A 21,363-nucleotide genomic window follows, 5' to 3' on the forward strand; every position below is an offset into this window, starting at 1 on the left:
AACAGCCCCGGGCAGGGGCGGGGAAACGCATTTGCCGTCGCGCGGAGAGAGCCGCAACTATTTGTCATCATGGATCACTTCCTGCCGCTTAAAGATCACTTCCATCCGTGCGCCGCCCAGTTCACTGGTCGTCGCAATGATGTCTCCGGCATACTGCTCCAGTATATCCCGGGCGACGGAGAGGCCCAGTCCCTGGCCAGGGCGCAGCGTATCTGCCCGCTGCCCACGAATAAAGATTAGCGAACGCTTACTCTCGGGGATCCCGGGTCCGTCATCGTCGACAATCAGATGCAACTGGTCTTCGGATTGCATCACGCTGATTTCCACAAATTCCAGACAGTATTTGCAGGCGTTATCAAGGATATTACCCATGACTTCCATAAAGTCATTTTGTTCGCCAACGAATGTGACCTCGGGGGAGATATCCAGCGTCAGCGACACGCCCTTGCGCTGATAAACTTTATTTAACGCAGAGCAGAGGCTGTCCAGCAGGGCGGGCACCGAGTGCAGTTCACGCTTCAGCACATTGTGATCGGCCTGCATGCTGGCGCGATGCAGGTAGTAACCAATCTGCTGGGAAATACGGCTGATTTGCTCCAGCATAATGGGCTCGGCCTGCTCAATCGTCAGGTTGCCGCGCAGCGAACGCAGCGTGGTTTGCAGCACCGCCAGCGGTGTTTTGAGGCTGTGCGTCAGGTCGCTTAGCGTGGTGCGATAGCGCGTGTAGCGCTGATGCTCATTGTCCAGCAGCAGGTTCAGGTTTCTGACCAGACTTTTAAGCTCCTGCGGCGGTAGCGGTTCCAGCGTATCCCGGTTGCCGCTCTCCAGCTCCCGAACCTGACTGGCGAGCGTGCCAATAGGGCGCAGGCTCCAGTGTGCCGCCAGCCACAGCAGGGGGATAACCAGCAACAGGTTAACCAGCAGCACATAGCTGAACCAGGACCAGACGACGTCGGAATGCTGAAGCTCCTGGGGAATCGAGTCCACCACCACGATGGTCAGCGCGGGCAGGGTCGGCGTCGCCTCATAGCGGTTAACCGCCACGGAGTGGGTAAAGGTGTCATTATTATCGTCATCATAGGCGGTCAGTTTGTTCTGCGCTTCCTGGTTATCGCCTAATGCCTGACGGCTGGTGCTGTTATCGGTATCAATTTCATAAAAGTCCGCGCGCTTGAGCCATTCGCGTTTGATTTTATCGCGAATTTCGGGCACGTCGCGCAGCTGCCAGAGCAGCTTGCCCTTCTCATTGTAGATAAATACCAGGGTGGGGAAATTAAGCGAGAGCGGCTCCGGCTTGGCGATGGTCAGTTTGTTATCGTGCCACTGCGCCAGAGTGAAAAAGAGATTACTTTCACCGCGCATCACCCTGTAGGTATTTTTATCGAAGCTTACCACATAGCCAAATACCGCCACCATTCCGTAGGAGAGCGAAAGGATCAGCACCACCGCTGCGGTGGCCATCAGAAAGCGCGCGCGCAGTGAAAAAGGTTTTTTAGGACGAAAGCGGGTCACAGGCTTAAAGATCGAACCGGTAGCCCTGGCCCCGGACGGTAGTTATCACGTCGGTCGGGTGCTCAGCCTGCATCTTCTTGCGCAATCTTCCCATCAGAACGTCGATTGTATGGCTTTCACGCAGCTCGGCATCAGGATAGAGCTGAAGCATCAGCGAGTCTTTGCTGACGACCTTACCTGCATTTCGGATCAGCGTTTCGATAATGGTATATTCAAAGGCGGTCAGCTTAATATACCGATCGTTAATGGTAAGTTCACGACGGGACAGGTCAACCTGGAAAGGGGCGATGGTGATAATCTGCGACGCCAGCCCGCTGTTGCGACGCATCAGCGCCTGCATACGTGCGACAACCTCTTCAATATGGAAGGGTTTGGTCACATAGTCATCGGCACCCGCTTCCAGCGCTTCAACCTTGGCCTGCCAGCCCTCACGTGCGGTCAGAACCAGAATCGGCTGCTTCACCTCTTCCCCACGCCAGCGGCGGATCAGCGTCATGCCGTCTTCGTCGGGCAGCCCTAAATCCACCAGCGTGATATCCGGCGTGTGTTCGCTGAGGAAATAGTCCGCCTCTTTGGCATCTTCTGCCGCATCAACCTGATGGCCTAACTCCCGCAGCTGGACGGCAAGATGATGACGGAGCAAAGGGTTATCTTCCACGACCAGTACGCGCATAACGGGTATCCTTTTTATATAATGTGAGCGGCCCCAGAGCCTTATTTTATTCTTAGAAGAGTATAGGTGAAAGTGAATAAACAGCAGGTTAACGTGGGCCGCCCTGAGACGGCCCGAAGAGCAGGCTTAGTTTAGATCATCGACCATCTGGATGGCACGGCCAAGGTAGTTGGCTGGCGTCATGGCTTTGAGGCGGGTTTTCTCCTCTTCCGGCAGCGCCAGGCTGTCGATAAAGGTTTTCATGCCTTCGGCATCAACGCGCTTGCCCCGCGTCAGCTCTTTGAGCTTTTCATAAGGTTTTTCAATGCCATAACGGCGCATCACGGTCTGAATGGGCTCGGCCAGCACTTCCCAGTTATGGTCCAGCTCGTCCAGCAGGCGGTCGCGGTTGACTTCAAGCTTGGAGATGCCTTTCAGGGTCGACTGATAGGCGATCAGCGCATAGCCCACGCCCACGCCCAGATTGCGCAAAACGGTAGAGTCGGTCAGATCGCGCTGCCAGCGGGAAAGCGGCAGTTTGCTGGCCAGGTGCTGCATCACCGCGTTGGCCAGCCCCAGATTGCCTTCGGAGTTCTCAAAATCAATAGGGTTAACCTTATGCGGCATGGTGGATGAGCCAATTTCACCCGCAATGGTTTTCTGCTTGAAGTGGTTCAGCGCGATATAGCCCCAGACGTCACGATCGAAATCGATCAGGATGGTATTAAATCGCGCTATACAGTCGAAAAGCTCAGCAATATAGTCGTGCGGTTCGATCTGCGTGGTGTAGGGGTTCCAGGTGATGCCCAGTGAGGTCACAAAGCTTTCGCTGAGCTGGTGCCAGTCCACTTCCGGGTAGGCGGCAATATGGGCGTTGTAGTTGCCGACCGCGCCGTTGATTTTACCCAGTATCTCAATGCGTTCCAGCTGGCGCAGCTGACGTTCGAAGCGATAAGCGACGTTGGCCATCTCTTTGCCCAGCGTTGACGGCGTGGCAGGCTGACCGTGAGTACGTGAGAGCAGGGGGATATCACGGTACTCGACGGCGAGCGCCTTCACGGCGGTGATGATCTGCTGCCAGTAAGGCAGGATCACCTCGCGGCGCGCGGTTTCAAGCATCAGCGCATGGGAGAGATTATTAATATCTTCGGAGGTACAGGCGAAGTGAATAAATTCGGATACCGCATGCAGGGCGGGCTGAGAGGCCACTTTTTCTTTCAGAAAGTATTCAACCGCTTTGACATCATGATTGGTGGTGCGCTCGATGGTTTTGATTCGTGCGGCATCCTCTTCACTGAAACTGGCAACAATTTCATCAAGGAAAGCGTTTGCGTCAGCGTCAAATGCAGGAACTTCTCCTATTTCTGCACAGGCGGCCAGCTTTTGCAGCCAGCGAACTTCAACCTCTACGCGAAATTTCAGCAGGCCGAATTCGCTGAAAATGCCGCGCAGCGGGCTGACTTTGTCGCCATAGCGGCCATCCACGGGTGAAACGGCAGTCAGAGAGGATAATTCCATCAGTGCAACTCCTGAAAAGGTTAACAAAAAATTTAGAGTGAGGACTCGTCCATTCGGGACAGCATGCGCTTTGCCTCACTGGCAAGGCGATTGCGTGAAAACATCAGCTGCAGCCTGCCGCCGCCGACCTGATGCCACAATACGGCAGCACGGATACCGGCCAGCAGCGCGGCACGTACTTTACTCTGGATCTGGCTGTTTTGCAGAACAGCCGGGGAGCCGGTGACCTGAATACGCGGGCCAAGCGGGCTTATTACGTCGACGTATATTGCCGCCATCGCACTGAGCAGCGTATCAGAGGTTAACTCGTAGTGCGCCAGCTGGCGGTCCAGCTGTGCGATACGCGAAGCCAGCTCGTCGAGTGCATTTTTGTTGGTGCTCAGCTTACGCTCAAGCACCATCAGGCTGAGCAGGTAGCGGGTCAGCTCCGCGCCTGCGCCCTTGCGGCTGCTGCTGTTGAGTACCGCCAGCAGCGTCTCTATACCAAAGCGCAGATTGGATTCATCATTGCCGAATACCGCCAGCGTGGAGCCCGGATTCATATCCACCACGCTTCGCAGAGACGTATCCAGCGCCTCAGCCGGACAGTTTCCCTGATGCGCCAGCTGCTGCACCAGGTGAGCCGACTGGCAGATACCTGCCAGCGCCAGCGTAATATCGTAATAGTTTTTCACCAGGGTCACTCCTGTTTGTACCCGGCTGCCCGGTCAACGCCTTGGGCAGCATATTGTTGCCGCAAAGCCGTTAAAGCAGCGGCAGACGCGCTTCGATAATACCGCCGCCCAGGCAAATTTCATCAAGATAAAATACCGCTGACTGGCCTGGCGTCACCGCGGCAACCGGCTGGTCGAAGCGAACCTCCAGCCGATCGTCACCCAGCGGGGTGACCGTACAGGCGATATCGGCCTGACGATAACGCGTTTTCACCGTGCAGCGCAGCGGCGTGCGTAACGTCTCGCGGTCAACCCAGTGAAGCTGCTGTGCGACAAGCCCCAGAGACATCAGGCGGGGATGCTCATGGCCCTGCGCAACCACCAGCAGGTTATTCGCCACGTCTTTGTCCACCACATACCAGGGATCTTCGCTGCCTTCGCGGGTGCCGCCAATCCCCAGGCCTTTACGCTGACCGAGGGTATGATACATCAGCCCCTGATGCTCGCCGACCGTTTCGCCTTCGGTGGTGACAATGGCGCCCGGCTGTGCGGGGAGATAGCGGCCAAGGAAATCGCGGAATTTACGCTCCCCGATAAAGCAGATGCCGGTAGAGTCCTTTTTGGCTGCGGTTACCAGCTCCAGCTGTTCCGCCAGCCGGCGCACCTCCGGCTTGGAGAGTTCGCCTACCGGGAACAGGCTCTGCGCAATCTGCTGGTGGCTGAGCGTGTAGAGGAAGTAGCTTTGATCTTTATTGTCGTCCAGCCCCCGCAGCAGGCGGCTTTTACCATCAACGTCCTGACGCCGCACGTAGTGACCGGTGGCGATGTAGTCCGCACCCAAATCTTCTGCGGCATGCTCGAGAAAGGCTTTGAATTTAATCTCTTTATTACAGAGAATGTCGGGATTCGGCGTACGGCCGGCCTTATACTCCTCCAGGAAGAGTTCAAAAACGTTGTCCCAGTACTCGGCGGCAAAGTTCACGGTGTGCAGCACCATGCCCAGTTTGTCACAGACCGCCTGTGCATCAGCCAGATCCTCAGCGGCGGTGCAGTATTCCTCACCGTCGTCCTCCTCCCAGTTTTTCATAAACAGGCCTTCGACCTGGTAGCCCTGCTGTTGCAGTAACCAGGCAGAAACGGAGGAGTCGACGCCGCCGGACATGCCGACGATCACTTTTTTCTGGCTATGAGACATGAGAAATACCTGACGTTAGTGGCGATGGAAAAGCGCCCCGTAAAATTGCGGCGTAGTTTACCACGCGTCCGGGGCGGGCGCATCCTCGCTAAACGGCCACTGAAAGGCGCTCAGCACTTCAAGCGGATAGCGCGTACCCTGCTGATAAATAACAATGCTTTCTGCAACCAGTGGAGAACGCAGCTTTTTCGCGCTCAGAATTTCCTCGGGAGGCAGCCACCAGCAGCGCTCAATATCGCGATCCTGCGGATAGGTGGGCAGCACTTTCGGTAAATCCAGCGCGAATAAAAAACGTAAAAACGGCGTGTTATCGGGCGCTATCCACTGATGCAAACGGAGAAAAGCCTGAGGAACGCCCTCAATGCCCGTTTCCTCATACAATTCGCGCGCGGCGGCCTGAAGCAGCGTCTCGTTCGCTTCGAGATGGCCTGCCGGCTGGTTCCAGGTGGCGCGACCGCGCACCATCTCTTCCACCACCAGATACTGACCTTCAGCCTGCACCACGGTGGCCACGGTAACGTGCGGTTTAAACATGCCTGCCTCCTTGAAAAGAGTGATAACTCACAGCGAGCACGCGTCGGTGACATCGCGCCATTCGCCGGGAGCAAGGTTCTGCAACTGTAGCGGCCCCATGGCAAAACGTATCAGACGCAGCGTCGGGAAGCCAATATGTGCCGTCATTCTCCGTACCTGACGATTGCGCCCTTCAAAAAGGGTGATTTTAAGCCAGCGGGTGGGGATCGCCTGGCGCTCGCGAATGGGCGGGGTGCGCGGCCACAGCCACTCAGGCTCCTGCACCCGCGCCACCTGAGCAGGCAGCGTGGGGCCATCTTTCAGCGTTACGCCCGTTCGCAGCGGCTGGAGATCGTCGTCGCTGGGTTCGCCTTCGACCTGAACAAAATAAATTTTACCGGTCCGTTTCCCCGGCTGCGTTAGCCTGGCCTGAAGCGGCCCGTCGTTAGTCAGCACCATCAGGCCCTCGCTGTCACGATCCAGGCGACCTGCCGCGTAAACGCCAGGCACCGGAATAAAATCATTCAGCGTGGTGCGGCCCGCTTCATCGGTAAACTGAGGCAGCACGTCAAAGGGTTTGTTAAAAATTATGATACGTCGGGGCCCTTTCGCGGCAGCGGGCGCGGATTGGCGTTTAACGCGGTGATTCATAAGGGAAGATTTACGCATAGTCTTTGCACTGAGTGATAATGAGCGCATTATACCGCAAACCCGAGATGATTGGCGCGACGTCAATATTCAAGTAGTATTGACGCGCATCTTACAAATCATTAACAAAAAAGCGTTCGAAGGAGAGGTTAATGGAAAGCAAAGTAGTTGTTCCGGCGGAAGGTCAGAAAATCACCCTGGATCAGGGAAAACTGAACGTACCAAACAACCCAATCATCCCGTTTATTGAAGGTGATGGTATTGGCGTTGATGTTTCACCCGTAATGATCAAAGTGGTCGATGCCGCTGTACAGAAAGCTTATAACGGTGAACGTAAAATCTCCTGGATGGAAATTTACACCGGCGAAAAATCGGTCGCGCTCTATGGTCAGGATGTCTGGCTGCCGGAAGAGACGCTGAACCTGATTAAAGAGTATCGCGTGGCGATCAAAGGCCCTCTGACCACCCCGGTCGGCGGCGGTATTCGCTCACTGAACGTGGCACTGCGCCAGCAGCTTGATCTCTACATCTGCCTGCGTCCGGTGCGCTATTACACCGGTACGCCAAGCCCGGTTAAACGCCCGGAAGACACGGATATGGTGATTTTCCGCGAGAACGCTGAAGATATTTATGCCGGTATCGAGTGGAAGGCGGGTTCTGCCGAAGCGAATAAAGTGATCAAGTTCCTGCGCGACGAAATGGGCGTTAACAAAATTCGCTTCCCTGAACAGTGTGGTATCGGCGTGAAGCCATGTTCAGAAGAGGGGACAAAGCGCCTGGTGCGTGCGGCGATCGAGTACGCGATCACTAATGACCGTGACTCTGTGACGCTGGTGCACAAGGGCAACATTATGAAGTTCACCGAAGGCGCTTTCAAAGACTGGGGTTACCAGCTGGCGAAAGAAGCGTTCGGCGGCGAGCTGATTGACGGTGGTCCGTGGATGAAAATCAAGAATCCAAATACCGGTAAAGAGATTGTTGTTAAAGACGTGATCGCCGATGCGTTCCTGCAGCAGATCCTGTTACGTCCGGCCGAGTACGATGTGATTGCCTGTATGAACCTGAACGGCGACTACATTTCTGATGCCCTGGCGGCGCAGGTTGGCGGCATCGGTATCGCGCCTGGTGCGAACATTGGCGACGAATGCGCGCTGTTTGAAGCGACCCATGGCACGGCACCTAAGTATGCCGGTCAGGATAAAGTGAACCCAGGCTCCGTTATTCTGTCAGCGGAAATGATGCTGCGTCATATGGGCTGGACCGAAGCCGCAGACCTGATTATCAAAGGTATGGAAGGGGCGATTGCCGCCAAAACCGTCACCTACGATTTTGAGCGTCTGATGGACGGCGCTAAGCTTCTGAAATCGTCAGAGTTTGGCGATGCTATGGTTAAGCACATGTAAGTTACACCATTGTAGCGAATGTTAACGGGGGCGAGATGTCCCCGTACTTTTTCCGACCTGAAAAATTTCTTGTGCCACCGTTTTCAGTGCTCAATGCCCGCACGGGCTGGTGGCAGGAACCAAAGCGAAGCTGGATCTCCCCTGGCATACAGTCAGAATCGGGTCGTGATAGCGAACTGCTGTTCAATAAATCTTCACAAAGCGGCGCGGTTTACGATAGGAAAAATACGGATGAGGCAAAAATTGGCACAACGATACTGCTGTGCCGGATAATAGCGATGAATGTCAGGCACAGATTGAAACCCTGAAAGCCCTGATTGAAGAACGTGACGCGACCATACGCAGTCTGACTTCACAGATGGACGAGCAAAAAGCGCAAGCTGAAGCGCTGAATTAGCAGATAGGGGAACTGCTTGCCGGAGCCCGATACCCCGATGCTCAAATACAGTTTCTCCTGAACCTGGCTGATGTGCTGCTCAGTGAGAAGATCACGGGTAAGGATCTGTTTCCTTACTTTGTTGAGCTTTTTGTCGCGCACGACATGGTGCTGTGGGGGCCTGACAGCAGAGCGATAGCTACTGGCGGTTCCGGGGGCGCATCTGGCGGCATCCAGTTATGAAAAGCGGCGTCACGATGAGAGTTGACAAGGCGCAATCTGTTTTAGATGCACTAAAGACTATCGGTAACAGGGATGTGTTGGTTGGCATCCCTGCTGAAGACTCCGCGCGGGATGATGCGCCTTTCGGCAATGCTGGCATTGGTTATATCAATGAATTCGGCTCTCCTGCGCAATATATTCCGGCCAGGCGGCAAAATTTTACTGGGTGGAAGGTGAAAACTAACTACAAGTCAAAACGAACGCGGTTTTCATTTGCAGGGTTATGGGTCGATTGCAAGTAATTTTCTATTCTGCGGGCGGCATTTCTTGTAATCTTTTTATTTTTATCATGCTCAGCTAATCCTGGTTCTGGTAGCATTTTTTTACCTGTGGCTTTACTAAAGCAGATGTTGCCAACATTTCTTACTGAGCTAATTTTTCCCGCCAAAGGTATTGTGTGAACCTTATTAGTAAAGCTACTACGATAGCCAATAATTGAAGCCATACCTGCAAAACTAAATTCAACCTTCATAAACCCTCCTTTTTTTTAAAATAGCAATTTTTTATTTAATTAAATATAAAAGATCGCTTTTTTTCAGGTTTTTTTCAGGACCAAAATTATGCCACAGAACAGGATAAGAAAATGTTCGCTGATCGTTGCCGATGAAAAAGGCGAAGGGCTGGCACATTAGATTGTGGCGCGGCCAGTGGTTTCTGGATACTGAAGAAGGGACGCCCTGGAAACAGGATGTTCTGGCGAAAGCACGCGTTAAGAATGAACGCGTCTGGGAGTGAAAGACAACCTGCACGTATGCACAGCGAAGGGGGAGTGGCAGGCGCAATCATCAAGCAGATGAGTCGATGCCCGTTCTTCGCACTTAAATCCGCTTGCGCTGAGTTCTCAGGCTGTACTTCCCTGAGGCGCGGTGAGCGGATTTGAACTACATTCTGCTCTCTTTAGACATGCCGCTAATGCTAGCTATCCGTTAACTTGTCGTTTGAAGCGTGTTATAGCACAGGGGCACCCTGACACTTATATCGTTCAGTTAGAAATTAGTCCCTTAAGCTGCACTGTAATACTCCAGGCAGCATTGGTTCTCATTTCTTAAAAGAGTCTCAAAAAAACCAGTACTCTCCAAAAATCATTGTCGTCATTACCCGAGCTACTTACTGAGCGATGGATTGCTTATGGGTTTAATCAGTTTCCACACTCACCTTGAAATGATATAAGTCACGCGGTTGACTATATCACTAATATATCTCAGACCACCTTGAAATAGAGTGAAGGCCAGGAGTTAAGGTGAAAATTCAGCAGGTCATTTATTCCTGTTTTGCAGGATATCATAATGTTAATAGAATAAGCTCACCGCATTAAACAGCATATTAAGCTGATAAACTTCATTTTTCCGGGATTTTATCGTCTTGTTGCTCAAATTGAGAACGAATAAGGATTGCTAACTCGGGGTGTAGTATATAGTCTACAGGTTCTCCCGTGATGGGGTGAACGTGATTATATGTTTAGTAAAAAAGGGTCCGCCACTAAAAAAATAAACCTTAATGATAAGGTCCATGTTTATCATCTGTATACTGCATAATAAATTAACGAGTAAATATAGTACCACGTATTATTAATTCCTTTATAAGGAAATTCTCAAATAACATCTTAAGTCGTCTGGGGGCTGAAATGGAAAAAATGCAGTTTTTCTCACTTTTGTCACGCTGGCCTTTGGTTGAATTCAACCATATTAAGGTTGTTGAATATTATGAAGAAGAGAGCGTTTTACCCAAAAAAGATTTGTATATTCATCACTTAACTAAGCATGATGCGCAACTCTTTCTTTGCCGTGTCCCGCCGCACAGGGATGTTGATGATTTGCTGGCCGTCTACACGGATTGGCTAAAAGATTATGGTAAAGTCAGGCGGGTAAGTACCGATCCGGGCAAGCCATATCACTATCATACTGTGCAAGCCGAATCAGATGAGCGGGTTTCAGAGAAGCGGTTCAGTAATATTCTTGAGGGGTAATTTTCTTTCTGACGCCCTGTGGGTAATCGTGACCCATTATCATATTGATTCAACTTGCTGTAATAGCGATTTGATTGATTAAAGATTCTCGTACTTAATCAGGTTTTGCCTTAAATATTCTTAGTGATTGTTAAATTTGGAAAACCCTATGTACAAATCTCTGCTGCTGAGAGTGGGCGTGACAATACGTCAGCTCAGGCGACGAAAAGGGCTGAGTCAGCTGGACCTCAGCCACCTGGCACATATGGACAGAAGCTATCTGAGTGAGGTTGAGAACGGCAAGCGTAATATCAGCCTTTCGAGCCTGGTGCGCATCGCGCAGGCGCTGGACGTCTCTGCGGAAATCCTGATTGATAAAGGCTAGTGGAAAAATAAAGTTTCTAAATCATTTTCACAAAAAAACATACTGTTCAGGTATAGAAAATTTTGGCCTGAACCTAAACGCGATGAATGGCTTATTAGGTTGTCAATTAACGTCTGGCATTCTGTCTTTATGCATTTCCTTAACACGATTATCGTGGGAAGTTTAGCTGCTGGATCTTTACCCTTCCGGCAGTTTTTTTATTACCCTTTTCTCCTTTCTTCACATCCTTCCTTTCCTGGTTGAGTCCGTACAACAAGGTTAACGTAGCCCGCCTCAGGCCTTTCCCCTTCAAAAAGGGGGATAGCTGCGTCAGCTACTCATTCCACCTGGCCCGCACAGCAGCAGGCATCGGGCTGAATTGCAGTCCAGAATAGAAATACCACGGCTGTTTGACTGTATACCTCCAGGCCATGTCTTGCGTGCTTCACTGGCGTGAAGAGGGTCTGGCTGCGACGTTTCTACCCAGGTGTTAAGCCGCAGGCCGTGCCCAGGCATTGCGGATAATAATGCAATCGTCGTGGTGACGTGGGCGCGATCGCTCAGGCTGCAGGCCGTTGCGACGTAAACCTCAATTACCGGTCCGTGGTGATAAACAGGGCAGCGAATACAGGTTCCTGAAATGATTTTCCTGACACGATAGCCGTACGTCCTGCGTGTTGATTGCGCCGCTGATGTTAACTCTTTTATGGAGACGGTAAGCAAATGACAACACTTTATGAGCTGTATAAATCATCTGACCCGCATGGTCTGAAATCCAGTGCGGTCCCAACCTGGCTGGTGCCGATTGCCGAACTCTATGCTGAGCCGGGTTACAACATTCGTGACATTGACTGGGATCAGATTCAGGTTTTACGCGACGCTTTTATCGCCGGGGAACCTGTACCGCCATTGTCCGTACAGGCTACTGCAAAGGGGGTGAAGATCGTTGATGGGCATCATCGCTATTATGGGGCAGTGATGGCCATAGAGGCGGGTTTCAATATAACGCATCTTGCCTGTGAGGATCTGAGCGGGACTGAAGCAGATCGCCTGGTCCTGATGCTGTCCCGCCTCCAGAGTAAACCGCTGAGCGCACTGGAGCGGGCGGTCGCTTACCTGCGGCTGCATAATCTTGGTCTGAGCAACACGGTAATAGCCAGGCGCGTAAACCGCTCCAGAAGCGATATCAGTCGGCATCTCACGCTTTTAGCCTGTGATGAAGAGTTGTTAGCTATGGTACGAACGGGCGATATCGCCGCAACAACCGCCCTGGCGCTTTCGCATGAGTACGGCGGCCTGGCAGTAAGCATTGTCAGGGCGCGACTCAAAGCGGTAAAAGCGATGGGTAAAAAAAAGCTTACCCGTAATGATTCCATTCTCAGCTTTAACGCAATTCGGGCCGGACGGTTGATGGAGCTGATTGCTGAGGCTGAGGTTAAGCAAATCCCCGGCGGCTTCGGGACGCTGGTGGTTTCTGAGGAAAAACTCAGGGAGATTCTGAGCATCGTCAGGCAGTACCGGATAGCTGCCGGAAAGGGCAGCACGTCAGGGGCGCACGCTGTACAGTTTTCTCCGCCCGATGCATTCCCTTTAGCGAAGGTCGATATAATCAGAAGCAGCGGCATTAAGGTATGGGCCTGCGCCGCAGCGGCTTTTGGCGATAAGGCTGAATATACCCTGCTGGAGTCGAAGTATGCCCATCTGTGGGCTGCGGATGACGTGGAACAGCCGGAGGTTGTGGTGGTACTTCCGCCTAAGTGGGCCAGAGTCGTGCAGAGAAAAGCCAGCGGTGATTCAAAATCGCTGCGGCGATGGCTGGATGGCTGGTTTGGTGATGCGGACGTTAAGGAAGAGATGTTTGAGCGTTTTAGTACCGTGGCGGCCGAAACCCGTGAGGAGCGGGGGCTAAGCATGGATGAGTTTTTAGCTGTCGCCGGACGCACACGAAGTGAAAGCTGGGCAAATATCAGGCTGCTGCGCACTGAGATTCGGGAGGTATTAACGCTTGATGATAAGGGTAAGCAGGAATAACGTTGCCGTGATTGATCAAGTGCAACGACGGATATCCGTAACGATTGAGTACGGATATCCGCTATTACGCCTGTCAGCGCTGTATCATCACCACTCAGCTTTTATCTGACTACCAGAACCATGAGGACATAGCAAAGCAGTAGACCAGCGTAAGGGTGAGCAGAGCGAACTCGATGGGTTTGATGAAATACACGGCATCATGTCAGCATTAAGAATAAGTAGAATCTACATCGGTTTGATTTACGGAAACTTTAATCTAAATTTTTATCCTGCTGCTAACGCCTCACTCCGTCAGGTCGCACGCCATCTCCACGCTGCTCAATTCGCCTGCCGTTGGAGAGTGATAGATACCTTCACGCACCACGCGAAACCCATGCCGCTGATAAAAAGTACAGGCATTCGGCGTTGCATCGAGCGTCAGCCTGCGTATTCCCCTTTTCAGGGCTTCATCTTTGATCGCCTGCAAAATGCGCCCGGCCAGCCCCCGGCCCATAAAGTCCGGCAGCGTAAAAATCGCTTCCACGCTCTGTTGTTTCAGATCCAAAAAGCCGGTCGCAACCGGATTGCGTCCCCCGGGGGCATCAATGACATAGAAGGGATTGTCTGCAACGGTGCGTGGGAAACCGGCGGGCATGGCATCGGGCGTCCAGGCACCGATCGTTGACGCGGCGTAAACGTCTTTGCATCCATAACGGATGGCAAGGTTACGAATGCGCCAGAGCGCATTTGCCTCATCGGGTGAGGCCAGTCTTATTTCCATTTCCCCTCCTTATTTTCTCAGTCCGTAAGTTTCATCATTCAGATTTTGGATATACCCGCCCCGCAGGGTGGGGCAGGGGGATCGGTTGTTGACTCATCCGCTCTCAATCGCCGGATGCGGCATCAAAATGATTTCCACCCTGAGTTTCAGGGCATTATTTCAAGCGGGAACAACGCGTTAAAATTATCAGCCTGTCACGCTCACGCGTACGCAATTATCGATCTACATTAAAAGCATGCTAATTAAGACGGCGCAGGCCACGCACCTGCTGCTTACTTTATATACCACATCGTTCCTTATTACACATTTCTTAACCATTCGTCGAACTAATAAATCTGACATAGCGTGACGTTCCTGTCCCGTAAGCGTTTTGTCAGCATGACAGCCTTAAGTCATTACCATGATGACGCCGAACTGAGTATTTATCTCTGGCATCCAGGGCATTGAAGTAACAAGGGGGGCAGTATGATCGGGCATGTTATAGCAGTAGGTACTGGCGCGGCTGCGGTCGCGGGAACGGGTTTGGAAAGTCATCCGGGATTGGTGAACTATAGCGTGCTGTTTGGCGCTTTTGCGGGCGCGGTTTTTTACGTTGCCAGCGCATCCGATATGCGACTTCTGGTGCGTGCCGCCTACTTTTTAGTTTCAATGATCGTAGGGGTGTTTGGGTCAGGGCTGGCGGGCGCAAAGCTGGCACAGATTCTGGGTTACAGCGACCGTCCGCTGGATGGGCTGGGTGCCATTCTGCTCTCGGCACTGGCGATTAAAACCCTGACCTTTATTAATCAACAAAATCCAGTTATCTGGCTGGCTCGCTGGCGAGGAGGATACCATGGTAATAAGTGATCCGTTGGTCATTGCCAATGTGGTGATCTGTATGGCGATTGTGCTGCGGCTAATGTCCTTTCGCAGAGAGGGGGCCTCACACCAGCAATGGGCCTCCTGGCTCGCTTATCTGATGATTCTGGCCTACGCGTCGGTGCCTTTCCGATTCTTCTTCGATCACTATGAACATACGTCATGGGCAATCATCATCATTAATTTGCTGCTCTGCGCTGCGGTATATCGCGCCAGCGGTAACGTTGCGGTGGTATTTGCCGTATTCAGGCATCACAAATAAACGCAATCAGAACCTGTCCGGTCGCCCATATGCTGCGGGCGACCGGATTTTTTATTTTTCCGGGGGCGGCAGAGTCAGGGCTTTATAAACCCGGGGCGAGCATCCGGCTAGCGCCTGCGTCATTTTTCTGTCGAGCCGTTTACATTTTTCTTTGTAGCGCAGTGCGCGTCGTTGGCGTGAGTTCATTGGCAAGCTCTCTTGTTGAGTAAGGTAAGATAAGCCTGGAAGCTGAAATGATATGCGTCAAGCGCATATTTGAGGGCGGTAAGCAGAGGCCCGTTTACCGGGACCTCTTAAGGGTGTTAACCATGGCGCCGGAACTGCTGTGACTGACTCAGCAATACGCGACCCGCTACGTTCAACATCGCCATTTCGTGATGAGATATAGTCCACTCTTTATAACGGGGGTTGTCGGATATGACATAAAGTTCCGTTTTAACTTTCTGTAAACGCTTAACAAAAGTGTCTCCGTTGAAGTCGAAAACGTAGATGCCATCCCCGTCAAAGGATGACACGCTGACATCAACAAAAATCAGATCGCCTGGCTCAATAGTGCCTTCCATACTGTCGCCGCGAACATTGATTAATTTAACGTACGCTTCCGGTTTATTGCCAAAAATTACGCTTGCCTCATTTCTGACATATTCAATAGATTTAATGACTTCTACCACTTCTCTGGCGGGTGGATCCACGCCTTCATTGGCGGCAAAATCAAGAACATCAACACGATACACATCACCTCTCCTCACGCTGGTTAACGAATCAACACTGGATAAAACCCCAGTATTGTTTAGTTCTCCTGATGAGAATAGCTCAGAAACGGGTACGGTGAGGGCATCGGCAATTTTTTGTAGCAACGCATCACTATAACCCTGACGGCCACGCTCAAGGCGGGACAGGTTACCCACGTCGCTTTCAACCCGCAGGGCAAGCTCATGCAGGGTCATGTTATTAGCTTTACGAAGCTGTCTGATTCTTTCTCCGGGTTTCATCGGGTTATTACACCTTTTTTATGCGTATCACGCAAAGCGCCTTGCGCATTTTTAATGGGCATCCTAATATGCGTATAACGCATTATTTTCCTCGTCTGCAGAATGATGCGCCGTATTATCCCGCTCTTTAACAGCCTGAACGCGCCGATACAGGTGCCTGCAAAACCTACCGATTATCTTGCACGCTAAAGAGGAGGTTCATCATGAGCCAGATTGTCCCCATTTTGAAGTATGAAGAGGGCTACCGGGACGAACCCTTTATTGATTCGTTAGGCTACCCGACCGTAGGTTGTGGCATCAAAATCGGCCCGAAAGGCGCTTCTCTGACCAGCTATATCTTTAAGGTTCCCCGACAGGTCGGCGAACTGTGGATGCAAACGCTGGTTGAGGGGAAGATTTTTGCGATGCAGCAACGTCCTCTGCTGATCAGTGCGCTGAATCAGTGTAACGACGCGCGTTCAGACATTCTTTACAGTATGGCTTATCAGATGGGAGTAGAGGGCCTGAGCGGCTTCAGTAATACACTTGCCGCCATTGCCCGAGGGGACTTTACGTCCGCGGCTGATGGCATGTTAAACAGCCTGTGGGCCCGACAGACGCCCGCCAGAGCGAAGCGACACGCGGATGTGATGCGTAGCGGCAGTTATGAAAGCTATCGGGGGCTGATATGAAATTTTCCCTTTACCTGAGCGGAGTCGTGATAGCGCTACTGCTGCTGCTGGTTGTTCGTCGCTACAGCTCAGTGGAGTTCGTACTGCATGCCCGGCTGCTCTTTAAGACCTGGTCGGTATGGCTGGCATCACTTGGCTCCGCGATAAGCGCCTGGGTTCACTCTTTTCCTGATTCTGCCATGCAGGCGTGGCAGATGCTGCCCGCTGACGTTAAAAGCGTGATCCCCCCCAATTATCTCGGCCTGATTGGCGCGTTTATGGTCGCCATGGCGGTGATGGCGCAGTTTGTTCGCCAGCGGACGCTGGCTGATGAGCGTCAAAAGCTCGACGGCCATCACTGATACTCCTCGTTTCACCGCGTTCCACCTGTTCCTGAAACCCACCCCCGTGGGCATCCCCGGCACTACTATCCCCTTTATCTGGAGGTCTTTATGATCGAAGTAAACTGCTTTGCCGATCTGCGCACTACTGCACCCACTAAAGCTGGCGACATTGCCGCGCTGAAACGCTATTACGACAAAGACTCGTCATTTCACGGCGGCGGCGACTTTGTCGGCTTTCTGGGCACCACCACGCTGACTGACGACGGCGGAACGGTGGCGAAGGGCAGTAGCTTTTACTGGAAGCGCATTATCAACGATCCCGCGCAGGTGAATCTCTATCACTTTGGCGCCCGCGGGGACGGTATAACCGATGACGCCGATGCTTTCAGGCGGATGTTTAGCTGGTCGCAGACTTATGATATCAATGCAAAAGATATTGGGGTGCGCTTTCCGCCGGGAAAATTCCTGATTTCACCCATCGACCTTTCGGCCAGCGAAATACCATATTTTGCCCTGTACGGAGATGACAGCCCGTACGGCGTGTCTCCGGGAACGGTAATTATTTCTGATAAGTCGATCAACACGGTATTTAAGGTCAATGCGCGGCGCACCGTAATTCGCGGTATCAGCTGGAACGGGCAGGCCAGCGCGGATATCACCGCCACCAGCGGGGCCATTACCGCCGATATGCTTTCCAACGTGCAGCCGTTTTTTGAAAACACCACTATCGAGGGTGAATTTGTGCATATTCGCTGTTTCCGCGTGCAGTATAACGGCGGTACCGTTATTAAACTGCTGGATACGCTGGATACCCGTTTCGATCAAATCTACAGCCAGAATACCTATGCGCGGGTCTTTGAGGTAGGCTGGTCTAATTCGCCGAACGGCGTCTGGGATCACGCAACGGCGATTGAGCTGAGTAATGCTAATTTCCAGACTGGTTATGGTGATGCCACCCTGTATATGCCGCGCATGACCCAGGGGATTATTCGTAACGTCTGGATTGAGCATACGCGGTTCCCCGGCGATCTCACTAACGGGCAGTGGATTGTTGATGCGTTAAGCGTTGAAGATTGCACTAATCCGCTTTTAATGAACAACAGCCGGGTGCAGTTTCGCCAGCTTAATTTGCAGGCGGGTGCAAAGGTCACGATGGATACCACCAGTGACCGCTGGCTGTCGGGCTACGAGTCTGGCTGGCGGCGGGAGGAGAACTTTGGCACCACGATGACCGGCTCCATGAAGGCCGGCTGGTACAGCGGCTACCGGCTGAATAATAACTCGGACAGTGATAAATGGTTCCGCATCGGCAAATTCGTCTTCCCGAAGGTCAATCAGCAGTGGACCCTGGAATTCATGGGTAAGCTGACCACTGCTAATCCGGCGGGTACGGCAGCCAGTCCGGTCCAGGCTGTCTCATCCGGGGTGACCTGGCTGAACCTCCAGCGATGCGTCAGTTCAGTCTGGGCAGATATGTTTCATCGCGGCTCGACGCCGGTGATCGATGTCAAATATAAGCGCAGCTATGAAAACATCGTTGAGGTATGGGTAAAACTGAAAGCCGGTAGCGGGGATACCATGTTTAATCTTCGTTCCACCGGCCCCACGCGATTTGATTCCGGCGAATGCTCCTTGTTTACCCCGGACCTGAGTGAGGTGACCGATCTCACTACGTTGGGTACCGTTACCCCCAGCGCCAGACTCAGCCTGCATAATGGTTTAGCGGGAATAGGGGCTAATGAAAATGGCGTAGTGACCTTAGCGACTGCGGATGCCGCGGTACCTGCCAGCATGGCACCGGGCGGATACATTACGCTCAATATCAACGGTACCGATCGCAAGTTTCCCTACTATAACTGAATATTTAAACCCGACCCCAACCGCCCACTTCGGGCGGTTTTTTTTTGCGTCAGATAAAGCCGCAGTGCGCAAAAAGTGTTGGCGATCATAGCGGAAGAGTGAAATAGTACGGAATCACCCTCCAGGAATAATCCGTTTTTAGTGAACGAAATTTCTGTTTCAGGGGGAAATTGTGTGGTTTTTCTGCCAGAGGCGTTTATAAAAGTGGCAGCCTGGCCATTAGGGTAAATCAGGGGTTGAGCCAGATGAAAAGGTTCGTAAAATAGGGCCATTACGTAAATCAGGAGAATGATGTGTCAGAAGCTGCGTCTGTTGAAAACCACCCCGATCGGCTGGAAGAGGCAAAAAATATCGCGCTGGGATGGCGTATTGTCGGCCAGATGGAACCGCAAACCCTGGAGGATGCGATTCAGATGCTTCGTGACAGCTCCGCCCATGCGGCAAAAGTCTGTGACCTGATTTATGCGGAAATCGCCGAGCGTAACAAAGACCAATCGCGCTGAGCGGAGTAATAAGACTCACTGCACTCAACGTAATCAGGTAACCGGGCTGCTGCCTGCTGAAGGGCATGTCGGGTTAGTTAGCGGTCGTGGCGGTGGCGGGTTTTACGCGCTGCCACTCATCCCGGCAGATTTCGGGGTCGACATCACTGTACCCCTCGAGGGATCAAGAGTGCGCGCGACATCGTCCGGAATGGAAACGCAGGTCGCAGCGTCGCGGATCTCTTTTGCTCGTTTAATATTCGCCTGTTACCAGCCACTGATCGGCTTCTTCAAACATCTCTTCAATGACTCTCATCATCACGGCCTTGTCGCTTTTGCTGGCATCGGTTTTCACGCTGTTAGCCTGCATCGGCTTAACCCGGACGTCCGCCTCTGGAAAAACCCGCTGAATGCGTTTTTCAAGCTCGTCCAGAATCATCTGTTGAGCATTGGGTAAACCCGCTACGTTGCGCTTATCGTAAATCAGTTCAACAAACATGTACTTATCCTGGTTAACTGTGCTGTATAAAAATACAGTTATTTTAACCATCCTTCAATCAAATTATGATAGAGGCGGGATAACGCATAAACAGGAAATGAAAAATGAAAAAAATGCTGTTAATGGCCAGCGTTCTGATGGCCGGCACGCTGCTGGCAGGCTGTACGAATAATCATATTCTGCATATGAACGACGGGCGCACGCTGGTGGTACAGGGCAAACCGCAGGTCGATAAAGCGACCGGCATGGTGCTGTATACCGATGAAAACGGCAAGCAGCAGGCGGTAAACCAGGCTGATATTAAAGAGATGAGCGCGCTGGACAAGTAGGGGGTGCGGCCAAACCAGGAACACTCCTGGTTTGGCCCTTTTCACGAAGGTGACAGTGTCATGTGGCGGCCTTTTCCCTCATAGTATTTGCGTTAAGTGAGAAAATTTCCGGAGAACGCTGCTCATGTTTCGCATTTTCGCCGCAGGCTGTCTGCTGGTCAGTGCTACCTCTGTGGCCTGGGCTACCCCAGACGCCCAACCGATGAACGCTGAGTTTCAAATTACCTGCCCGGGTCGCCAGACCATGACCATTACCGAAGCACAATATGGCCTGACCACTCTGATGTGGCCGGGTAATCATTTCCAGATTGCCGCAGGGCAGCAGCAGTCGAGTACCGACAGCGGTACTCGGGTGTCGATTGTGCTGTTTCGTAATGGCGATCAGATGATTGTTAACAAAGCCGATCAGGAGACATTTTTCTCCTTCGAAGGGGCCCGTAAGCTGGTGCCCTGTAGCCGCAGCAGCGTGCAGGAGAACAGTGCGATTACCCTGCAGCGTACCGATGCCAGCGGAAACGTTGAATCCTGACCTCACCTTTGGTGAAGGTCTTTGCCAGCGCTAAACGACAACCCGCTGGCGGCAATCCCGCGGCTGGTGCTCGGCTTCATCCAGCAGTGCCAGCCACTGCCGCACGCTGACTTCGCACCAGCCCGGATGGCCCCGTGTTACGCTCATCAGCACCACGTCCGGCCTTAGCGCCCGGTAGAACTCCAGCGATTTGCGCAAATCGGTCTCGTTGCTCTCGGGAAGCTGCAGCGTCACCCAGCGATTGCCATCCCGTATCACCGTCCCCCCGACAAACAGATAGGTTTTGCCGAAGGGAGAAGCATAAAGATAGGTGGTACTGCCTGGCGTGTGTCCCGGCGTCGGAACCAGGTGGAAGCTGCCGCAGTGTACCTCCGCCAGGTTGAAGGTATCATCGGCTTCAACAAAGGCACTTACTGGACCGAGCGCCCGGGTATGACAGTAGAGGGCGGAGTTAAACCGCTGTTGCAGCTGTCGCGCACCGGGTCCGGCCTCCTGCCAGCCACTAAGATAATGACGGATTATCCCGCCAAGACCGGCAATCGTCTGGTGATCTTCAGCATTCTCAACGCGGGAAATCAGCATGTTGCCTCGCTCATGCTGCAACAGAAACCCATGCATCATCCACGCTGATTCTGTCTCACAGACCGACAACTCCGGCGTGGAAACCCAGAGGTCCTCATATAACTGCTTCATAGGGGCTCCGGGA

26 protein-coding genes and 2 pseudogenes are annotated in these 21,363 nt (G+C 52.5%); 16 read left to right on the top strand and 12 right to left on the bottom strand.

All coding sequences use genetic code 11. The annotated features are described in order from the left end of the window. Window positions 1-57 precede the first annotated feature (57 nt). The 7 genes from phoQ to rluE form a co-directional block, all read right to left on the bottom strand. Window positions 58-1,512, bottom strand: coding sequence for a two-component system sensor histidine kinase PhoQ (phoQ, locus tag ACLRGG_RS02305; RefSeq protein ID WP_416248231.1), 1,455 nt, complete (start codon window positions 1,510-1,512; stop codon window positions 58-60). 4 nt (window positions 1,513-1,516) lie between these two features. Continuing rightward, window positions 1,517-2,185 carry a two-component system response regulator PhoP gene (phoP, locus tag ACLRGG_RS02310; protein WP_416248232.1) on the bottom strand — a complete coding sequence of 223 codons (669 nt, stop codon included), beginning with the start codon at window positions 2,183-2,185 and terminating at the stop codon, window positions 1,517-1,519. Between the two features lie 126 nt (window positions 2,186-2,311). Continuing rightward, window positions 2,312-3,682, bottom strand: coding sequence for an adenylosuccinate lyase (purB, locus tag ACLRGG_RS02315; protein WP_416248233.1), 1,371 nt, complete (start codon window positions 3,680-3,682; stop codon window positions 2,312-2,314). A 32-nt stretch (window positions 3,683-3,714) separates the two neighbouring features. Next, the gene (gene hflD, locus ACLRGG_RS02320; RefSeq protein WP_416248269.1) at window positions 3,715-4,359 is read right to left on the bottom strand and encodes a high frequency lysogenization protein HflD; all 645 of its coding nucleotides are present in this window, start codon (window positions 4,357-4,359) and stop codon (window positions 3,715-3,717) included. A 67-nt stretch (window positions 4,360-4,426) separates the two neighbouring features. Beyond that, complete coding sequence (mnmA, locus tag ACLRGG_RS02325; RefSeq protein WP_416248234.1) at window positions 4,427-5,530, bottom strand: tRNA 2-thiouridine(34) synthase MnmA; 1,104 nt, start codon at window positions 5,528-5,530, stop codon at window positions 4,427-4,429. A gap of 57 nt (window positions 5,531-5,587) precedes the next feature. Further along, complete coding sequence (locus ACLRGG_RS02330) at window positions 5,588-6,064, bottom strand: NUDIX domain-containing protein (protein ID WP_416248235.1); 477 nt, start codon at window positions 6,062-6,064, stop codon at window positions 5,588-5,590. A 27-nt stretch (window positions 6,065-6,091) separates the two neighbouring features. Continuing rightward, a complete protein-coding gene (rluE, locus tag ACLRGG_RS02335; RefSeq protein ID WP_416248236.1) occupies window positions 6,092-6,742 on the bottom strand; it encodes a 23S rRNA pseudouridine(2457) synthase RluE in 651 nt (216 codons plus the stop codon). Between the two features lie 101 nt (window positions 6,743-6,843). On the opposite strand from rluE, the gene icd reads away from it, so the two are divergent. The 4 genes and pseudogenes from icd to ACLRGG_RS02355 all read left to right on the top strand — a co-directional run. Beyond that, window positions 6,844-8,094 carry an NADP-dependent isocitrate dehydrogenase gene (icd, locus tag ACLRGG_RS02340; RefSeq protein ID WP_416248237.1) on the top strand — a complete coding sequence of 417 codons (1,251 nt, stop codon included), beginning with the start codon at window positions 6,844-6,846 and terminating at the stop codon, window positions 8,092-8,094. Window positions 8,095-8,356: 262 nt separating this feature from the next. Continuing rightward, the gene (locus tag ACLRGG_RS02345; protein WP_416248238.1) at window positions 8,357-8,491 is read left to right on the top strand and encodes a hypothetical protein; all 135 of its coding nucleotides are present in this window, start codon (window positions 8,357-8,359) and stop codon (window positions 8,489-8,491) included. Between the two features lie 24 nt (window positions 8,492-8,515). After that, window positions 8,516-8,707 (top strand): annotated as a pseudogene (locus tag ACLRGG_RS02350) (DUF4054 domain-containing protein); the annotation flags it as partial. A gap of 2 nt (window positions 8,708-8,709) precedes the next feature. Beyond that, a pseudogene (locus ACLRGG_RS02355) lies at window positions 8,710-8,925 on the top strand (hypothetical protein); the annotation flags it as partial. 11 nt (window positions 8,926-8,936) lie between these two features. Here the strand turns inward: ACLRGG_RS02355 and ACLRGG_RS02360 are convergent. Next, on the bottom strand, window positions 8,937-9,224 hold the full coding sequence (locus ACLRGG_RS02360; RefSeq protein ID WP_416248239.1) for a hypothetical protein: 288 nt from the start codon (window positions 9,222-9,224) through the stop codon (window positions 8,937-8,939). 131 nt (window positions 9,225-9,355) lie between these two features. On the opposite strand from ACLRGG_RS02360, the gene ACLRGG_RS02365 reads away from it, so the two are divergent. The 4 genes from ACLRGG_RS02365 (at window position 9,356) to ACLRGG_RS02380 (ending at window position 13,092) form a co-directional block, all read left to right on the top strand. Next, window positions 9,356-9,487 carry a hypothetical protein gene (locus ACLRGG_RS02365; RefSeq protein ID WP_416248240.1) on the top strand — a complete coding sequence of 44 codons (132 nt, stop codon included), beginning with the start codon at window positions 9,356-9,358 and terminating at the stop codon, window positions 9,485-9,487. A gap of 889 nt (window positions 9,488-10,376) precedes the next feature. Further along, window positions 10,377-10,718 carry a hypothetical protein gene (locus ACLRGG_RS02370; protein ID WP_416248241.1) on the top strand — a complete coding sequence of 114 codons (342 nt, stop codon included), beginning with the start codon at window positions 10,377-10,379 and terminating at the stop codon, window positions 10,716-10,718. A gap of 148 nt (window positions 10,719-10,866) precedes the next feature. After that, entirely contained in the window at window positions 10,867-11,082 is a 216-nt protein-coding gene (locus ACLRGG_RS02375; RefSeq protein WP_345831354.1) for a helix-turn-helix domain-containing protein, read from the top strand. A gap of 702 nt (window positions 11,083-11,784) precedes the next feature. Next, entirely contained in the window at window positions 11,785-13,092 is a 1,308-nt protein-coding gene (locus ACLRGG_RS02380; protein WP_416248242.1) for a ParB/RepB/Spo0J family partition protein, read from the top strand. 283 nt (window positions 13,093-13,375) lie between these two features. Here the strand turns inward: ACLRGG_RS02380 and ACLRGG_RS02385 are convergent, their stop codons facing one another. Next, on the bottom strand, window positions 13,376-13,852 hold the full coding sequence (locus tag ACLRGG_RS02385) for a GNAT family N-acetyltransferase (protein ID WP_416248243.1): 477 nt from the start codon (window positions 13,850-13,852) through the stop codon (window positions 13,376-13,378). 465 nt (window positions 13,853-14,317) lie between these two features. Here ACLRGG_RS02385 and ACLRGG_RS02390 point away from each other — a divergent pair, with 465 nt between their 5' ends. Continuing rightward, window positions 14,318-14,698, top strand: a complete 381-nt coding sequence (locus ACLRGG_RS02390) for a putative holin (protein ID WP_416248244.1) — start codon at window positions 14,318-14,320, stop codon at window positions 14,696-14,698. Further along, window positions 14,685-14,972, top strand: coding sequence for a phage holin family protein (locus tag ACLRGG_RS02395; protein WP_416248245.1), 288 nt, complete (start codon window positions 14,685-14,687; stop codon window positions 14,970-14,972). The genes ACLRGG_RS02390 and ACLRGG_RS02395 overlap by 14 nt, the downstream gene beginning before the upstream one ends. A 302-nt stretch (window positions 14,973-15,274) precedes the next feature. On the opposite strand, the gene ACLRGG_RS02400 is transcribed toward ACLRGG_RS02395, so the two are convergent. Beyond that, on the bottom strand, window positions 15,275-15,964 hold the full coding sequence (locus tag ACLRGG_RS02400) for an XRE family transcriptional regulator (protein ID WP_416248246.1): 690 nt from the start codon (window positions 15,962-15,964) through the stop codon (window positions 15,275-15,277). Between the two features lie 203 nt (window positions 15,965-16,167). Between ACLRGG_RS02400 and ACLRGG_RS02405 the strand changes: the two genes are divergently transcribed. The 4 genes from ACLRGG_RS02405 (at window position 16,168) to ACLRGG_RS02420 (ending at window position 19,321) form a co-directional block, all read left to right on the top strand. After that, window positions 16,168-16,635, top strand: coding sequence for a glycoside hydrolase family protein (locus tag ACLRGG_RS02405; protein ID WP_416248247.1), 468 nt, complete (start codon window positions 16,168-16,170; stop codon window positions 16,633-16,635). Further along, on the top strand, window positions 16,632-16,976 hold the full coding sequence (locus ACLRGG_RS02410; RefSeq protein ID WP_416248248.1) for a DUF7940 domain-containing protein: 345 nt from the start codon (window positions 16,632-16,634) through the stop codon (window positions 16,974-16,976). The genes ACLRGG_RS02405 and ACLRGG_RS02410 overlap by 4 nt, the downstream gene beginning before the upstream one ends. A gap of 90 nt (window positions 16,977-17,066) precedes the next feature. After that, entirely contained in the window at window positions 17,067-18,818 is a 1,752-nt protein-coding gene (locus tag ACLRGG_RS02415) for a putative phage tail protein (RefSeq protein ID WP_416248249.1), read from the top strand. A gap of 293 nt (window positions 18,819-19,111) precedes the next feature. After that, window positions 19,112-19,321, top strand: coding sequence for a hypothetical protein (locus tag ACLRGG_RS02420; RefSeq protein ID WP_416248250.1), 210 nt, complete (start codon window positions 19,112-19,114; stop codon window positions 19,319-19,321). 232 nt (window positions 19,322-19,553) lie between these two features. On the opposite strand, the gene ACLRGG_RS02425 is transcribed toward ACLRGG_RS02420, so the two are convergent. Then, on the bottom strand, window positions 19,554-19,799 hold the full coding sequence (locus ACLRGG_RS02425) for a DinI-like family protein (RefSeq protein ID WP_067703323.1): 246 nt from the start codon (window positions 19,797-19,799) through the stop codon (window positions 19,554-19,556). A gap of 104 nt (window positions 19,800-19,903) precedes the next feature. Between ACLRGG_RS02425 and ACLRGG_RS02430 the strand changes: the two genes are divergently transcribed. Next, entirely contained in the window at window positions 19,904-20,128 is a 225-nt protein-coding gene (locus ACLRGG_RS02430) for a YgdI/YgdR family lipoprotein (protein WP_067703328.1), read from the top strand. A gap of 124 nt (window positions 20,129-20,252) precedes the next feature. Beyond that, window positions 20,253-20,657 carry a hypothetical protein gene (locus tag ACLRGG_RS02435; protein WP_416248251.1) on the top strand — a complete coding sequence of 135 codons (405 nt, stop codon included), beginning with the start codon at window positions 20,253-20,255 and terminating at the stop codon, window positions 20,655-20,657. A 30-nt stretch (window positions 20,658-20,687) separates the two neighbouring features. Here the strand turns inward: ACLRGG_RS02435 and ACLRGG_RS02440 are convergent, their stop codons facing one another. Then, entirely contained in the window at window positions 20,688-21,350 is a 663-nt protein-coding gene (locus tag ACLRGG_RS02440) for an MBL fold metallo-hydrolase (protein WP_416248252.1), read from the bottom strand. Window positions 21,351-21,363: the final 13 nt, after the last annotated feature.

Origin of the sequence: Erwinia sp. PPS120 (assembly GCF_047918655.1) — a bacterium.
GTDB lineage: Bacteria > Pseudomonadota > Gammaproteobacteria > Enterobacterales > Enterobacteriaceae > Erwinia > Erwinia tasmaniensis_A.

Coding starts and splice junctions, on each gene's coding strand:
- phoP (WP_416248232.1), bottom strand. CDS start 2,185: ATGCGCGTACTGGTCGTGGAAGATAACCCTTTGCTCCGTCATCATCTT.
- purB (WP_416248233.1), bottom strand. CDS start 3,682: ATGGAATTATCCTCTCTGACTGCCGTTTCACCCGTGGATGGCCGCTAT.
- mnmA (WP_416248234.1), bottom strand. CDS start 5,530: ATGTCTCATAGCCAGAAAAAAGTGATCGTCGGCATGTCCGGCGGCGTC.
- ACLRGG_RS02330 (WP_416248235.1), bottom strand. CDS start 6,064: ATGTTTAAACCGCACGTTACCGTGGCCACCGTGGTGCAGGCTGAAGGT.
- rluE (WP_416248236.1), bottom strand. CDS start 6,742: ATGCGCTCATTATCACTCAGTGCAAAGACTATGCGTAAATCTTCCCTT.
- icd (WP_416248237.1), top strand. CDS start 6,844: ATGGAAAGCAAAGTAGTTGTTCCGGCGGAAGGTCAGAAAATCACCCTG.
- ACLRGG_RS02360 (WP_416248239.1), bottom strand. CDS start 9,224: ATGAAGGTTGAATTTAGTTTTGCAGGTATGGCTTCAATTATTGGCTAT.
- ACLRGG_RS02365 (WP_416248240.1), top strand. CDS start 9,356: ATGAAAAAGGCGAAGGGCTGGCACATTAGATTGTGGCGCGGCCAGTGG.
- ACLRGG_RS02370 (WP_416248241.1), top strand. CDS start 10,377: ATGGAAAAAATGCAGTTTTTCTCACTTTTGTCACGCTGGCCTTTGGTT.
- ACLRGG_RS02375 (WP_345831354.1), top strand. CDS start 10,867: ATGTACAAATCTCTGCTGCTGAGAGTGGGCGTGACAATACGTCAGCTC.
- ACLRGG_RS02380 (WP_416248242.1), top strand. CDS start 11,785: ATGACAACACTTTATGAGCTGTATAAATCATCTGACCCGCATGGTCTG.
- ACLRGG_RS02385 (WP_416248243.1), bottom strand. CDS start 13,852: ATGGAAATAAGACTGGCCTCACCCGATGAGGCAAATGCGCTCTGGCGC.
- ACLRGG_RS02390 (WP_416248244.1), top strand. CDS start 14,318: ATGATCGGGCATGTTATAGCAGTAGGTACTGGCGCGGCTGCGGTCGCG.
- ACLRGG_RS02395 (WP_416248245.1), top strand. CDS start 14,685: ATGGTAATAAGTGATCCGTTGGTCATTGCCAATGTGGTGATCTGTATG.
- ACLRGG_RS02400 (WP_416248246.1), bottom strand. CDS start 15,964: ATGAAACCCGGAGAAAGAATCAGACAGCTTCGTAAAGCTAATAACATG.
- ACLRGG_RS02405 (WP_416248247.1), top strand. CDS start 16,168: ATGAGCCAGATTGTCCCCATTTTGAAGTATGAAGAGGGCTACCGGGAC.
- ACLRGG_RS02410 (WP_416248248.1), top strand. CDS start 16,632: ATGAAATTTTCCCTTTACCTGAGCGGAGTCGTGATAGCGCTACTGCTG.
- ACLRGG_RS02415 (WP_416248249.1), top strand. CDS start 17,067: ATGATCGAAGTAAACTGCTTTGCCGATCTGCGCACTACTGCACCCACT.
- ACLRGG_RS02425 (WP_067703323.1), bottom strand. CDS start 19,799: ATGTTTGTTGAACTGATTTACGATAAGCGCAACGTAGCGGGTTTACCC.
- ACLRGG_RS02430 (WP_067703328.1), top strand. CDS start 19,904: ATGAAAAAAATGCTGTTAATGGCCAGCGTTCTGATGGCCGGCACGCTG.
- ACLRGG_RS02435 (WP_416248251.1), top strand. CDS start 20,253: ATGTTTCGCATTTTCGCCGCAGGCTGTCTGCTGGTCAGTGCTACCTCT.
- ACLRGG_RS02440 (WP_416248252.1), bottom strand. CDS start 21,350: ATGAAGCAGTTATATGAGGACCTCTGGGTTTCCACGCCGGAGTTGTCG.